The sequence below is a fragment of the Corallococcus interemptor genome (assembly GCF_003668875.1).
Classification (GTDB): domain Bacteria; phylum Myxococcota; class Myxococcia; order Myxococcales; family Myxococcaceae; genus Corallococcus; species Corallococcus interemptor.
This window is the reverse complement of record NZ_RAWM01000026.1, coordinates 26,168-40,216: the sequence shown is the minus strand read 5'-3', so window position 1 is coordinate 40,216 and position 14,049 is coordinate 26,168. Positions and strand designations below refer to the sequence as shown.

11 protein-coding genes are annotated in these 14,049 nt (G+C 70.2%); 2 read left to right on the top strand and 9 right to left on the bottom strand.

Annotation, left to right across the window (positions count from 1 at the left end; all coding sequences use genetic code 11):
• Positions 1-1,011 carry an RluA family pseudouridine synthase gene (locus D7X96_RS12530; protein WP_121769800.1) on the top strand — a complete coding sequence of 337 codons (1,011 nt, stop codon included), beginning with the start codon at positions 1-3 and terminating at the stop codon, positions 1,009-1,011.
• Here the strand turns inward: D7X96_RS12530 and D7X96_RS12525 are convergent.
• Both D7X96_RS12525 and D7X96_RS12520 read right to left on the bottom strand, forming a co-directional pair.
• Complete coding sequence (locus D7X96_RS12525) at positions 992-2,311, bottom strand: HD-GYP domain-containing protein (protein WP_121769799.1); 1,320 nt, start codon at positions 2,309-2,311, stop codon at positions 992-994. The genes D7X96_RS12530 and D7X96_RS12525 overlap by 20 nt on opposite strands.
• A 4-nt stretch (positions 2,312-2,315) precedes the next feature.
• The gene (locus D7X96_RS12520; protein WP_121769798.1) at positions 2,316-4,088 is read right to left on the bottom strand and encodes a HEAT repeat domain-containing protein; all 1,773 of its coding nucleotides are present in this window, start codon (positions 4,086-4,088) and stop codon (positions 2,316-2,318) included.
• 199 nt (positions 4,089-4,287) lie between these two features.
• Between D7X96_RS12520 and D7X96_RS12515 the strand changes: the two genes are divergently transcribed.
• Entirely contained in the window at positions 4,288-4,620 is a 333-nt protein-coding gene (locus D7X96_RS12515; protein ID WP_121769797.1) for a hypothetical protein, read from the top strand.
• Between the two features lie 7 nt (positions 4,621-4,627).
• On the opposite strand, the gene D7X96_RS12510 is transcribed toward D7X96_RS12515, so the two are convergent.
• From D7X96_RS12510 to D7X96_RS12480, 7 genes are all read right to left on the bottom strand, one after another.
• Positions 4,628-7,096, bottom strand: a complete 2,469-nt coding sequence (locus tag D7X96_RS12510; RefSeq protein WP_120547358.1) for an OPT family oligopeptide transporter — start codon at positions 7,094-7,096, stop codon at positions 4,628-4,630.
• A 72-nt stretch (positions 7,097-7,168) separates the two neighbouring features.
• Positions 7,169-8,056 carry an RNA polymerase factor sigma-32 gene (locus D7X96_RS12505; protein WP_014396039.1) on the bottom strand — a complete coding sequence of 296 codons (888 nt, stop codon included), beginning with the start codon at positions 8,054-8,056 and terminating at the stop codon, positions 7,169-7,171.
• A 397-nt stretch (positions 8,057-8,453) separates the two neighbouring features.
• Complete coding sequence (locus tag D7X96_RS12500) at positions 8,454-10,523, bottom strand: transglutaminase TgpA family protein (RefSeq protein WP_121769796.1); 2,070 nt, start codon at positions 10,521-10,523, stop codon at positions 8,454-8,456.
• Positions 10,520-11,500 carry a DUF58 domain-containing protein gene (locus D7X96_RS12495; protein ID WP_121769795.1) on the bottom strand — a complete coding sequence of 327 codons (981 nt, stop codon included), beginning with the start codon at positions 11,498-11,500 and terminating at the stop codon, positions 10,520-10,522. The genes D7X96_RS12500 and D7X96_RS12495 overlap by 4 nt, the downstream gene beginning before the upstream one ends.
• Positions 11,497-12,477, bottom strand: a complete 981-nt coding sequence (locus tag D7X96_RS12490) for an AAA family ATPase (RefSeq protein WP_120547355.1) — start codon at positions 12,475-12,477, stop codon at positions 11,497-11,499. Before D7X96_RS12490 ends, D7X96_RS12495 begins: the two co-directional genes overlap by 4 nt.
• A gap of 144 nt (positions 12,478-12,621) precedes the next feature.
• Entirely contained in the window at positions 12,622-12,945 is a 324-nt protein-coding gene (locus D7X96_RS12485; RefSeq protein WP_120547354.1) for an STAS domain-containing protein, read from the bottom strand.
• A 221-nt stretch (positions 12,946-13,166) separates the two neighbouring features.
• Positions 13,167-13,910 carry a lytic transglycosylase domain-containing protein gene (locus tag D7X96_RS12480; RefSeq protein ID WP_120547353.1) on the bottom strand — a complete coding sequence of 248 codons (744 nt, stop codon included), beginning with the start codon at positions 13,908-13,910 and terminating at the stop codon, positions 13,167-13,169.
• Between the last annotated feature and the right edge of the window lie 139 nt (positions 13,911-14,049).

Here is a 14,049-nt window from a genome sequence, read left to right as displayed (position 1 = left end):
GTGGCCCCACCCGACACGCGCGAGCACCGCGCCCTCCCCGAAGCCCGGGGCGAGCGGCTGGATGCGTACCTGGCCCGCGCGTTCCCGGACCTCACCCGCTCCCGCCTCCAGGGCCTCATCGCCGACGGGCACGTCCTGTCCGACGGCAAGCCCGCCAAGGCCGCGCAGCGCCTGCGCGGGGGCGAGGTGCTACAGCTCCACGTCCCCGCGCCCGTCGCCGCGATTCCCCAGGCCGAAGCGCTGCCCGTGTCCGTGCTGCACGAGGACCGCGACCTCGTCGTGGTGGACAAGGCCGCCGGCATGGTGGTGCACCCGGGCGCGGGCCACGCGTCCGGAACGCTGGTCAACGCGCTCCTGCACCGCGTGAAGGATCTGGCCGGCGTGGGCGGCGAGCTGCGCCCCGGCATCGTCCACCGGCTGGACAAGGACACCACCGGCTGCCTCGTCGTCGCCAAGCACGAGCAGGCGCTGGTGGCGCTCCAGAAGGCCTTCAAGACGCGCGAGGTCCAGAAGACGTACCTGGCCCTGGTGCACGGCGTGCCGCCCGGAGAGGGCCGCATCGAGACGCTCTACGGCCGCCACCCCATCCACCGCCAGAAGTTCACCGGCAAGGTGAAGGAGGGCAAGCCCGCCATCACCTTGTTCCGCGTGCGCGAGGCCTTCGACGGCGCCGCGCTGGTGGAGGTGGACCTGCTCACCGGCCGCACGCATCAGATCCGCGTCCACCTGGCGGAGGCCGGCCACCCCCTCCTGTGCGACGCGCTCTATGGCGCGGGCCGCAAGGCGAAGGGCGCGGTGGCCCAGGCGCAGGAGGCGCTGGGACGGCAGGCGCTGCACGCGTGGCGTCTGGCCTTCGAACACCCGCGCACCCACAAGGCGCTGGACCTGGAGGCCCCCCTGCCGGAGGACTTCCAGAAGGCGCTCACGCTGCTGCGCGAGGCCAGCATCCCCGCGGGGCCTCCCGTGAAGGCGAAGGCCCCGGCGAAGAAGACTACAGGCCGGAAACGCTGAGCTGCTGCTGGCGGCGGGAGAGGACCTTGATGGGCTGGATGGCCATCACCCGCATGAAGACGGACAGCAGCTCCGGGTCGAACTTCTGGCGCATCTCCGTCCACATCAGCATCAGCGCGACCTCCGGGCCGTACGCGTCGCGGTAGGGCCGGCGGGACGTGAGCGCGTCGTACGCGTCGCAGATGGCGATGATCTTCGCGTACACCCCCAGGTTCGTCTTGGGGATGATCATCTGGATGTTGCCGCGCGCATCGCGCACCGCGGTGCCGTAGTCCGTCTTGTGCTCGAACGTCGTCACCACGCGCAGGAGCGTGGAGCGGCTGAAGCCCTTCTCCATCAGGATGTTGCGCACGCTGATGAGCGGCGCGCGCGCCACGGTCGTCTTCTCGTCCGCGGTGAGGGCGCCGCGCTTGGTGGCCAGCTCCTCCGGCAGCGTCGTCATGCCCGCGTCGTGGAAGAGCGCGATGTAGCCCAGGTCGCGCAGCTGCGGCTTGGTGAGCCCCAGCTCCGCGCCGAAGACGATGCACATCAGCGCCACGTTCACCTGGTGGTAGACGAGGTAGTCCTCCTCGCGCTTCTGCGTCGTCATGCCCAGGAAGTGGGTGCGCTGATCGAAGGAGATGTCCACGAAGTCCTGCACCAGGCGCAGCGCCCGCGAGGAGCCAATGGGCTTCCCCGCGCGCACGGACTCCAGGTACTTCTGCAGGAAGAACACCGCGCGGGCGTACACGGTCATCGCGTACTTCTTGCGGTCGACCTTCTGGTCGCCCGGCGTGTCCATGTCCTTGTTCAGCTTCTCCTTCAGCTTGGAGAACTTCGCCACGCGCATGTTGAGGAGCTTGCGCCCCTGCAGGCCGTCCTCCTCTGAAGTGGCGGACTGCTCCTTGCTGAAGATCCAGATGAAGTTCTTCAGCTCCTGCACCGTGACGGGCTTGGTCAGCGTGATGCCGCCCACGTCCTTGGCGCGCAGCTCCGACAGCAGGTAGCGCTGGTTCTCGATGGAGTTGAGGTCCACCTTCACCAGCATGCCGTTGAGGTAGAACGAGTCCTTGACGCCCGTCAGCTCCAGCCGGCCTTCCTTGCCGATGATCTGGTTGATGATGTCCTGGAGCTGGTGCAGCGGCTTTTCGAAGACCGCGTTCTCCGGGTCGTACATCTTCACCGAGCGCACGAGCATGTAGAGACCCGCGAGCATGGAGCGCGACAGGTTCTGGAGCTTCTCGTTGTGCTCCCGGCCGTACTCGCCCAGGCTCTCGCCCTGGGTCTGCTGGGTCTGGGTAATCTTCAAGTTGTCGGCCATGGTGTCAGCCCGCCTCTTCCGGGAGCGCGGAGTCCCCGAACAGGGCCTTGCGCGTCTGGTACATCGCCTTGCGTGCCGCGGTGAGGACTTCCAGGGGCTGCGTCTTGTCCTCCACCACGGCCTGCAACATCTTGTAGGACTGGATGCTGGCCGCGCCGCCCAGGCCGGTGATGGCCAACAGCTTGTCCTCCATCACACGCCGCTTGTTGAGCAGGGACGGCTTCACCGCCAGCAACTGCTGCATCATGGACAGCGCGGCGGGCAGGTTGGTGGCGCCAATGGCCCCGTAGATGGCGGCCTTCTCGTCGGAGGTCTTCTTCTCCCAGGCCGGTTCGCGCACCAGGCGCACCAGGTCCGTGAAGGCCCGCTCGCGGTCGAACTCCGGCAGCAGCTTCGCGGCCAGCATGCGCACCTGGGAGACGTTGTCGGTGAGCGCGTCGTGGATGATGCGCCGGGCCTCCGCCGTGCGGCCCTTCCCGATGATCTGCATGACCTCCAGCTTCACCACCAGGTTGGGGCTCTTCATCACCTGGCCGAACATCTTGATCCGCTCCGGGTGATTGCTCTTCTCCAGGATGTAGACCATGTCGCGCACGGTCTGCGGCCGGTCCGACAACAGGCGCGCGACGAAGGGCTCCGGCAGGTCGCGCGCGAAGGTGGCCAGCACGTCGCCCAACAGCACGCGGTTCTCCGGCAGCTCGATGGTCTCCAGCACGCTCAAGAGCGGCAGCACCGAGTCCACGCCCACCGACTGCAGGTAGCGCGTCACGTCCTGCGGCTGCCTGGTGCGCGTCGTCTTCAGCGACTCGCCCAGCCGCGTGAGGCGCTGCTCCTCGCCCATCTTGAGCAGGAAGTTGTTGAGCAGGCGCCCCAGGTCCTCGCCGCCCTCGCGCTGGGAGAGCGCGCGCAGCTTGAGGACGATCTGGTTCACCGTGGCGAAGTCGTCCTGGAGCAGCAGCATGTCCAACAGCTGCAGGAAGATCTCCTCCAGCAGCACCGCGTCATCCACGCCGCCTTCCACCACCTGGAACACCGCGCCCACCAGCTTGGGGAAGAGGCGCGCGTTCTCCTCCTCGGTGATTTCGCGCTGGATGCGGGCCTTCAGCTCGTCCGAGGCGTGCCGGCCGCCCACGACGAGGCCGCGGATCTGCTCCACGCCGTCCAGCTTCGCGTCCAGGTCCTCCGCGGACACGCGCGCGAAGCGCAGGAAGTCATCCGAGTTCGTCTGGAGGCGGGAGTAGAGGTAGCCCACCACCTTGTCCACCTCCACCTGGACCTCGTCCTCGCTGGCTCCCTCCATGGAGAAGCCTTCCACCACCACGTACTCCACCTGCTGCATGCCCGCGCGCCACAGCTGCGCCAGCACGTCGTCCGCGCCGCGCTCCGGCTCCGACAGCGCGATGAGCGTGAGGGTGACCAGCTCCTCCAGCGGCAGCCCCGGCCGGAAGATGAGCTGGCGGATGCCGTCGCGGAAGAACTTGTAGGGCAGCGGCGACTCTTCGGAGAAGAGCGCCTCGCCGTGCAGCATGAAGTTCTGCTGCTCCACCTTCAGCGAGAGCGGCCCGAACTTCTCCGTGTACGAGGTGATGGCCTCCTGCGCCTTGGAGAGGAACTCCGGGAAGCGCGCCTCGTTGTGGCGGTACATGCCAATCTGCTTGATGCCCTTGAGCAGGTGGAACGCGAACGTCTTCGCCAGCTCCACCTTCTCGCGGACCTCCGGCGACTGCTCAGCATCCGCGCTCGCGTTCGCGTCCGTGACTTTCTGGGGCTGTGCCATGAAACCTGAAGAATCCGGAGGGGGCGGAAGGCCCCGGTGAGGGGAGCCCTGAGTCTACTCCCGTCCAGGGCCGGCTCCCAATTCGACAAGCGCCCTGAATCCAGGGGGTTGGAGTGACACCTGGGTGACAGGGGGCGGACTCGGGGTGAACCCCGGGTGTGTTAGGCAGGGGGCCCCTTCGCCGTCTGGAGTCCCGTGCATGAAGCGACTGGCCGCGTCCGCCCTGGTCCTGGCGTCCCTCACGGGGTGCTTCCGCATGAGCGTGCGCAGCCCGGCGGCCCGGGACGGCGCGCCGGAGTCCCGGACGGGGGTGAGCCTGGTGGCGGGGCTGACGACGTCCAACGTGGCCGCGGCGGAGTGCCGGCATGGCCTGTCGCGGGTGGACGTGTACTGGCCGTGGTGGAGCCCGTTCGTCTACGCCTTCACCTTCGGCATCGTGACGCCGCTGCGCGCGGAGTACGTCTGCGCGAAGGGGCCCGGGGACTCCGGCGGCGGCGACCCGGAGGTGCCGCCGTCGGTGCCCGGGCTGTAGCCGGCCGTCAGTGCGACGGCGGCGGGGCCTCCGCGCCGCTCTTGCCCTTGAGGGCCGAGCGGAACAGCACCGCGGTGAGGACGGCGAAGAACGCCAGGCCCCAGACGTTGGACCACGTCGGGTGCGCCAGCTCGCTCTCGCCCACGGCGTTGAGGAACGCGCCAATGCCGCCCTCGTGCCCGAAGACGGCGGGCAGGTTGATGGCGCGCGTCCAGGCGCCGTCGCTGGCGATCTCCAGGAAGGCGATGAGCACGCCCGCGATGGAGCCGCCCGCGATGTAGCCGGAGGACATCAGCGTGCCGGGGGAGAACTCGGACTCCGCCGCGGTGCCGCCGCGCAGCTTGTCCACGAAGTGGCGCACCATGCCGCCCACGAAGATGGGGGCGGAGCTGCTGATGGGCAGGTACACGCCCACCGCGAAGGGCAGCGAGGACACGCCGCACAGCTCCAGCATCAACGCGATGAAGACGCCCAGGAGCACCAGGTCCCACGGCAGCCGCTGCGTGAGGATGCCGTCGATGATGAGCGCGAACAGCTGCGCCTTGGGCGCGGAGTAGCGGGTGAGCGTCTGGCCTTCGTACTCGCTGATGCGGCCGCCAATGCCCGGGTCCACCACGTACTGGATGGCACCCTGGTCATCCACCAGGTAGCGGCCGGCGGGCACGGGCGTGTCCGCGCCGCGCACGAAGCCTTCCTTGTAGACGCGGTCCGGGCCCGCGGTGATGGCGCCCGCCTCCGACAGCTTCAGCGACGGGCCGTTGGCCGGCGACAGCGTGAGGTTGGACAGCGCCTGCGCCTCCATGGGGCGCCAGCTGCGCAGCTCCAGCCCGCCGTCCACCGGCGCCGCGTCCAGGCGCTCCGTCCACAGCGCGCGCTTGAGCTTTTCGGGCGTCATGCCGCGCTGGGTGAGCGCGTCCTGGGACACCGCCCAGCGGTAGGTGTGCTGGGTGCGCGTCTCCTGCGTCAGCTCCGTCACCTGCACGCCCGGGTGCGCCTCCGGGATGACCGCGGTGGCGCCCTGGTTGAGCAGCACCAGCACCAGGCCGATGAACATGGCGCTGGTGAGCACACCGACGAAGAGGGCGATCTGCTGCTTCTTGGGCGTGCCGCCCACGAGGAACGCCGTCTTCAGGTCCTGCGCGGTGGTGCCGCCGTTGGACGCGGCGATGCCCACGATGGCCGCCGTGGTGAGCGCCATGAAGCGGTCCGGCGACGACGTCCAGCCGAACAGCAGGTACACGAGGCAGGTGACGAGCAGCGTGGCCACCACCATGCCGGAGATGGGGTTGGACGAGGAGCCGATCTCACCCGTGATGCGCGCGCTCACCGTCACGAAGAAGAAGCCGAAGATGACGATGAGGATGGCGGAGATGAAGTTCACGTGCAGCGGCGGCGCCAGCCAGATGGCCAGGATGAGCAGCGCGCTGCCCACCAGCACCACGGTGATGGGCAGGTCCTGGTCCGTGCGCAGCACCGTGGGCAGGGCGCCCTGCGTGCGCGACTGGCGCAGCGTCTCCACGCTGCGCTTGAAGGCGCCCACGATGGTGGGCAGGGAGCGGATGAGGCTGATGAGGCCGCCCGTCGCCACCGCGCCCGCGCCGATGTAGAGCACGTACGCGTTGCGGATCTGATCCGGCGACATGTCCTTGATGAGCATCCCGTTGTGCACCAGCAGCGGGGTCTCCATGCCGCTGCCGAAGAAGGAGATCATCGGGATGAGGATGAGGTAGCTGAGCACGCCGCCGGCGAAGGTGATGCCCGCCACGCGAGGGCCGATGATGTAGCCCACGCCCAGGAGCTCCGGGGACACCTCCGTGGAGAGCGTCGCGGCCTTGAGCCCCTTGATGGGCGTGCCGATGGCCTCCTTGAAGAGCTTCATCCCGGAGTAGGCGAACTTGTAGACGCCGCCGATGATGAAACCCAGGATGACCGTGCGCGCGTTGGTGCCGCCCTGCTCGCCGACGATGAGCACGTCCGCGCTGGCGGTGCCCTCCGGGTAGGTGAGCTTGCCGTGCTCCTGGACGATGAGGCCCTGGCGCAGGGGAATCATCATCAGCACGCCCAGCACGCCGCCCAGCGCGGCGGTGAGGAACGCGTGCGTGAGGCTGATGTCGTAGCCAAGAATCAGCAGCGCGGGCAGGGCGGCCGCCACGCCGAAGGCGAGCGACTCACCCGCGGAGCCCGTCGTCTGGACGATGGTGTTCTCCAGGATGCTGGAGCGCCCCAGCGCCCGGAAGATGGCGATGGAGAGCACCGCCACCGGGATGGACGCGGACACCGTGAGGCCGACCTTGATGGCCAGGTACACGGACGACGCCGCGAACACGATGCCCAGCACCGACCCGAGCACCAGCCCGCGGATCGTCAGCTCCGCGGGCGACTGCTCGGGGGGCACATAGGGTTTGTGCGAGGCGGGCGCATGCGCCTCCGCGATAGGAACGCGATCATCGACGACCGGCGGGGAACCGTGGGACAAGCAGGCACTCCTGACAGGAAATCAGGGGGCCCGTTGTAGCAGGGTCTCCGCCGGGGCGCGAAAACAGCCCCTTCAGCCCTGGGCGGCCAGCGTCTCCGGATCCACCTCCGCCATCAGCGCGGCCAGCTCCGACTTGAGCTTGTCCTTGGCGCGGATCTCCAGCTGGCGCGCGCGCTCGCGGGAGAAGCCGAAGTGCTCACCCAGCTCCTTGAGCGTCATGGGGCGCTCGTTCATCACGCGCTGCTCGATGATGAAGCGCTCGCGCGGGTCCAGGCGCATGAGGGCGGTGCGGACGCGGTTGTTGATGAGGCCCGCCTCCTCCTTGTCCGCGAACTCGTCGTCCTGGGGCGCCGCGGCGCTCACCACGAAGTCCACGTGGCTGTTGCCGCCGTCCTCGCCCATGGGCGCGTCCAGGGACAGGTCCCGGCCGCCCATGCGCTGCTCCATCTCACGCACCTCACCGGGCTTCACGTGGAGCTTGCGCGCAATCTCATCCACGTTCACCACGGCCTCGCCGCTGCCCAGCTTCTCCAGCTCCCGGCGCGTGCGGGCCAGACTGAAGAACAGCTTGCGCTGCGCCTGCGTGGTCCCAAGCTTCACCAGGGACCAGCTCTTCAGGATGTAGTTCTGGATGTAAGCGCGGATCCACCACACCGCGTACGAGATGAGGCGGATGCCCTTGTCCGGATCGAACTTCTGCACCGCCTTCATCAGGCCGATATTCCCCTCCTGGATGAGGTCAGACATCTTGATGCCGTAGGAGCGGTACTCGTAGGAGACCTTCACCACGAAGCGCAGGTTGCTCGTCACCAGACGGTGGCCGGCGGCCAGGTCCCCCTTGATGAACCGGCGCGCCAGCTCCTGCTCCTCCTCCACCTTCAGGAGCGAGTACTGGTTGATCTCCGAGAGGTACATCGCGAGGGAGCCGGAGTTGGACGACTGCTCGGTCGAAGCCTGCATGGATGGATTCTCCAAATCGGGCCTCCTGCCGCGGCGGAGGCGCTTGAAAGGTGCCCTGGGTTCAAGTCCTACAACTTGACGTGTCTGCCCTGAGCAACCGGGATGCCAACCAGGGTTGGATGTATTCGCGTGTGTCTCCGAGGGGTTGGAAGACGCAGGTGCCTGTCACCCGCGAACGGTCTGTAACCATTACCCGTGGCCGAGAGGAAAACCGCGGGTCTACGAGGGGCGAAAAAGCACGTCGCCATGACGCTCGCGAATGAGGGTTCGCTGAAACGCTTAATGGCGAGCCGCGCCGGTGGTGGCGACATTTCTCCACCCTGGCCGGGCGTCCCTGGGGAGAGCGGGCGACCGGCGACGGAAGCGGGCTTCCGTCAGGAGGGCACTTCTCTTCCGCTCAGGAGGCGCGGGCGGTAGGGCCCGGCTGACTGGCCGGCTTCGCGGCGCGGCGCGCGGCTTCCGCCTCCAGCGCGCGGCGCAGGGTGGCGAGCAGGTGCTCGGCCTCTCCCTCGCGCAGGACCCGGCCCCCGAAGCGGGCCTCCAGGTAGCGGCGGGTGAGGGGCGTCAGCGCCAGCGCCAGCGGATGGCCTTCGCGCGCCAGGCGCGTGGTCAGGTCCTCCAGCGTCTCGTGTTCGAAGCGCGGCACGTGGGCCTTCCGGAGCGCCGCGTCCACCTGGTCCAGGAAGCGCGTGGCCTGCGGCACCGGGGCGCGGTTCGTCCAGCGGGAGACGAAGCGGCCCGCGCGCCAGATGACGAAGCCCACGACGGCGGCCGTCACCCACGCGCGCGGCGGAGGCAGGCGGCCAGGCGCGGCGTTCTCGCGGGCGCCGGGAGGACGGCGCGGGGGACGCACCAGGGCGCTCGCCAGCTCGAACTGGTCGCGGAACGAGTAGTCGACGACGGAGTTGCGCCAGCGCGCCTCCACCGCTTCATAGAAGGCGAGCAGCTTCTCCAGCAGGACGGAGCCCTGGCTCGTGCGGTTCGACGGCGGCGTCGCGTCCACCGTGACGAAGCCCCGCTCCGGGACGAGCACGTGCGTCCAGGCGTGCGCGTCACCGGCGCGCACCAGGTAGCCGCCGTCCACGCGCGTGCCGCCGTAGAAGCCCGTGGCGAGCCGCGCGCCAATGCCCTGGGTGCGCAGCATCAGCGTGAGCGCGGTGGCGAAGTGCTCGCAGTGGCCCGCCTTGCGCACGAAGAGGAACTCGGACAGCGGATCCTCCGGCGTGCCGGCCTGCTCCAGCGTGTACGCGTAGTCCCGCTGCAGGAAGGTCGCGAGCTTGCGCGCCGCGGCCAGGGGTTCCTTCTCCCCCTGGAGCACCCGCGACGCCAGCTGCGCCACGCGCGGATCCAGGTGCTCCGGCAGCGCCAGCAACTGGTCGCGCTCCGCCTGGACGATGCCGGCGGCCAGGCCCGCCTTGGCGTCCGGAGGCAGGCTGTAGGCCTCGTAGGTGTACGAGGGCGCGGTGACGGTGAAGCGCACCTCGCCCCCGCCCTGGAGCTGCACGGGGCTGTTCCGGGTGCCGGTGGGCGTATGGGCCATGGCGTTGCCCAGCCGCGAGGGCATCTCCAGGGCAATCAGCGTGCGGGCGCCGTACGCGGGCAACAGCTCGATGCGCTGGTGCAGGAGCGTGTCGCTGGCGGGGCGCAGGGTGATCTGCCGCTCGGTCTGCTTCGCGCCGACGACGTTGGTCCACTCCATGCCGTCGAAGGTGTCGTAGGTGCGGCCCACCCAGTAGGCATCCAGCGCGTCCTTGCCCGGGTCGGGGGTGAGGGTGGCGCGCAGCACCACGCGCGGGTTGCTCTTGATGGTGCCCGCGCCGCCCAGCCGCACGGTGTTGGAGTAGCCCGCGCTGCTCACCGCGCCCAGGCCCGGCGCCGAGCGCGGCCCCACCATGGCCCAGTTGAGGCGCGGGAAGAGGACGAAGAAGGCCACCGCGCCGGCCACCGCGAACGCGAGGCCCACCGACAAGGGCCGCATCACCGCGCGCACCGGCACGGGCTCGCCGTCCGGCACCGCTGACTCCACCACGCCCAGCGCCAGGGACAGGCTGGCCAGCACGCCGAAGGCGATGAGGCACAGCGCGTACGTCATGTCGCCGGACAGCGCCGCGCCGCCGGCCACCATCAACAGGCCCGTCAGGTGCGTCTGGCCCTCGGCCGCGGCGTCCGGCGTGGACAGCATCCGCTGCGCGGCGATGAGGCCCGCGAACGAGCACGCGGCCACCACCGCGTTCATCGCGCCGGACGTCAGCTGGAGGCCCAGGAGCACCGCCGCGACCAGGAGCCCCAGCGCGGACAGGCGCGCGTGGCGGGCGACGAGCCGCACGTTGAACAGCGCCAGCACCAGCGCCAGGAGGAAGACGGCCAGCGCCCAGAGGGGCAGCTGCCCGGACACCGCCATCGCGCCGAACGCGGAGCCCGCGGCCAGGTCGCGCAGCGTGAGCTTCAGCCGCAGCGGGCGGTTCACGCCGCCTCCCGCGAATCCGTCCCGCCGTCCGCGTCCTCGAAGCCCACCCACGCGAGCGCCTGGAGGATGCGCCGCTCCTGCGAGGCCCCCGCCGCGGGCCGCAGCGTGCGCTCCGGCAGCTGGAGGCCGACCTCGTGGCCCGCGTCCAGCAGCTGGTGCGCCTGGGCGGCGACCTCTTCACAGCGGCGCTCCAGCGCGTCGCCCGTGAGGCCCGTCTCCAGCGAGAGCTTCCAGACGCGGCGCTCCTCGCGCTCGCGCTCCACCTTGAGCAGGCGCCCCGCCGCGGCGCTCTTCAGCCAGTGGATGCGGCGCGCGTCCTCGTTCGCGGCCAGCTCGCGCAGGCCCGCCACGTCGCCGGTGCCGTCCAGGTGGCGCGGGCTGCCTGACTCGCCCCGGGGGCCGCTCTGGGCGGGACCGGGCTCCTTGCAGGCGTAGCCCCGGCGCGGATACACGAGCAGCGTCCCTTCAAGAGAGAACACGCGCGTCTTGGCGAACAGGCCCAGGGGCCACGTGGTGGTGACGCGCACGCCGGTCAGCTTCACGGGGCCCCGGTGTGGCGCGGCCAGGTCCGCCCGGACGATGTGCTCCTTGCCCGCGGGCAGGTGGCCCAGCTTCCCGGTGCCGGTGAGCGGGGAGAGGTCCTCGGAGAGCGTCAGCGCGAAGCCGTGGCCCGCCTTGCGCGACACCGCCCAGCGGTAGGCGAAGGGCTCGCGCGCGAACGCCGCGTCCGCGCCCACCCGGCGCACCGTCAGGTCGCGCAGGCAGCGCTCCGACAGCACGCCGGACACCACCACCATGCTGAGCAGGAGGCCCAGCAGGAGATAGAGCAGGTTGTTGCCCGTGTTGAGCGCGCCCAGGCCCACGCCGAACGTCACCACCAGGTACGTGCGGCCCGTCTTCGTCACCGACAGCGTGCGCGGCGGACGGAGGAAGGCGCGCAGCCGCGCCTTGAGGGGCGGACGGGCAGGGGCCTTCACCGGGGCGCCGCCACCTTGCGGGCAATCTCCTCCACCAGGTGCGCCGCCTCGTCCCGCGCGGACACGCCCTGCACGGCGCTGCGCAGGAGCACGCGGTGCGCCCAGCAGGGCACCAGCATGGCGCGCACATCGCCGGGGGTGACGAAGTCACGGCCCTCCCACAGGGCCTGGGCCCGGGCCGCGGACCCCAGCGCCAGCACCGCGCGGGTGGAAGCGCCGCGGTCCAGGTCGCCGTGCTCGCGCGTGGCCCTCGCCAGCCGCACCACGTAGTCCGCCACCGCGGCGTCCAGCTTCACGTCCTGGGCGAAGTCGCGCAGCGACGCCAGCTCCTCCGGCCCCGTCACCGCCTCCACCGAGGGCAGCGGAGACGCCGCGCCGCGCGTGGTGAGCAGGCGCGCCTCCACGTCCGGCGCCGGGTGGCCCAGGGACAGGCGCACGAGGAAGCGATCCAGCTGCGAGTCCGGCAGGGGATAGGTGCCGGAGAAGTCCACCGGGTTCTGGGTGGCCACCACGGTGAAGGGCGAGGGCAGCGCGTGCGTCTGCCCGTCCAGCGACACCTGGCCCTGGGCCATGCCCTCCAGGAGCGCGGACTGGGTGCGCGGGGGCGCGCGGTTGAGCTCGTCCGCCAGCACCAGCTGCCGGAACAGCGGCCCGGGCCGGAAGGAGAAGGTGGCCGTCTGGGCGTGGAACACCTGCGCGCCCAGGATGTCCGCCGGCAGCAGGTCCGCGGTGAACTGGATGCGGGAGAAGGACAGGGCGCACGCGCGGGCCAGGGCCTCCGCCAGCGTCGTCTTGCCCACGCCGGGCATGTCCTCCAGCAAGAGGTGCCCGCCGGCCACCACGCAGGTGACGACGCGCCGGACCTCCTCCGGCTTGCCCTGCACTGCGCGGCCCAGCTGGGCGGCGAGCCGCTCCATCACCGCGCGCGCGGAAGCAGGGGAGGGGACAGGACCGAGGACGCGAGCGGGCTGGGTCATCTGGGCGCGGACTCTAGCCCAGGCGAACGCCCGCCGGCACCCCTCCAGGCCGCCCGTGTTCCACGCCGGATGCCCGCCTGCCCTGGAGGCGCGAGCGCTATTGCCGGGGATGCACGCGGCCCGGAGGGACTCCGGGTGTGTGACTCAGGCGGAGAAGATGTCCTCGGGCGTGTAGTAGGCCCGGTGCGTCGCCGGCGCGGACAGCACGCCGAAGTAGCGGAACATCCGCTCGTGGTGCGTGGCCAGCCCGCGCAGCTGCACGGCGCCGTCCTTCAGACCGTGGGTCAGGACGCCCACCGCGCTGTCCTTGAACTCACGCAGGTGCGCGAAGTCCAGGACCACCTCGCTCTGCGCCAGCGCCTGGAGCGAGGAGCTCAGTTCCTGGGCCGTACGGCCGTCCAGCGTTCCTTCCAGGCGCAGGGTGATACGACCCGCAGCCTCCTCACGATGAATCCGAAGCCCCGTCATGTTGCGTACTCCCGCTGAGGTGTGCACGTGTGTGCCGCCTACGATGGTCAATGGCGGCTGCCGCACGGTTGCCGGACCACAGGGGTGGTCCGGTTCCCACGGGGTGGTGGGGTGCACAGCCGGAGCCGGACATTGCACCTTCACCCGCGATCAGGTCAGTGCCGGGCATGCAACTTCGGCCGGAGTGTTGGCGACCAAGCGAAGCGCATGTCACGCAGCGGTCAACCCTTGCGGTCGGTTGTCGTCTGCTCGGCACGCAGGCTGATGGCGCGCTCCTGCTGGGCCTTCAGCTTGCGGAACTCCTTCACCACCTTGGCGGGGTAGCCGGCCATGAACTTCACCCGGTTCTCCTTCTTGGCGAGGATGCGCTTGGCCAGCCCGGGACCCGCGTTGTAGGCGACGAGCGCGCCCTCCACGGAGCCGAACCGGTTGATGAGGTCCGCCAGGTAGGCCGTGCCCAGGTTCACGTTCGTCTCGAAGTCGAAGAGGTTCGTGTGACGGCCCAGCCGCCAGCCGTTCTTCTCCGCCAGGTACTTGCCCGTGTCCGGCATCACCTGCATGAGGCCCATGGCGCCCACCCCGGACACCGCGTAGTTGTTGAAGGAGGACTCGCAGCGGATCAGCGCCACCACCAGCAGCGGATCCAGGTTGTTGCGCTCCGCCTCGCGGACGATGGACACCGCCAGCCGGCGCTGCTGCCGCTCCGGGAGCCCGGAGGCGCGCACGGCCTCGGCCACGCCCAGCTGCTCCGCGCGGAGGTAGTCCGCTTCATCCTCGTACTGCTGCAGCCGGGCCAGGGCCGCCTTGAGCTGTGCTTCCTTCTCCGCGAGCTGCGCCCGGAGGGCCGCGACGTCCGGTGCCTCACCCTGGGCACCCACCGGCACCTGCACCGGGAAAGCCATCGCGTTCGTCCCCATCAGCACCACCGCCGCCGCCATCGCCACCGCCACCGTCCAACCCCGCATCTCGCCCTCCCCTGGCGCCCCAACAGCCCGCGCCCGCTGACTCGCCCACACCCAGCGGCTAAGCAGGCAACGTGCCAGCGTACGTGGCGTGCGGCGGGTGCCTCACGGATCCTTAAGAGAGTGGTTGAAACGGGGCCCG

Excerpts from the sequence above, each read along its gene's own strand:
- D7X96_RS12525 (WP_121769799.1), bottom strand. The coding sequence starts at position 2,311 with ATGGCCGACAACTTGAAGATTACCCAGACCCAGCAGACCCAGGGCGAG.
- D7X96_RS12520 (WP_121769798.1), bottom strand. The coding sequence starts at position 4,088 with ATGGCACAGCCCCAGAAAGTCACGGACGCGAACGCGAGCGCGGATGCT.
- D7X96_RS12515 (WP_121769797.1), top strand. The coding sequence starts at position 4,288 with ATGAAGCGACTGGCCGCGTCCGCCCTGGTCCTGGCGTCCCTCACGGGG.
- D7X96_RS12505 (WP_014396039.1), bottom strand. The coding sequence starts at position 8,056 with ATGCAGGCTTCGACCGAGCAGTCGTCCAACTCCGGCTCCCTCGCGATG.
- D7X96_RS12490 (WP_120547355.1), bottom strand. The coding sequence starts at position 12,477 with ATGACCCAGCCCGCTCGCGTCCTCGGTCCTGTCCCCTCCCCTGCTTCC.
- D7X96_RS12485 (WP_120547354.1), bottom strand. The coding sequence starts at position 12,945 with ATGACGGGGCTTCGGATTCATCGTGAGGAGGCTGCGGGTCGTATCACC.
- D7X96_RS12480 (WP_120547353.1), bottom strand. The coding sequence starts at position 13,910 with ATGCGGGGTTGGACGGTGGCGGTGGCGATGGCGGCGGCGGTGGTGCTG.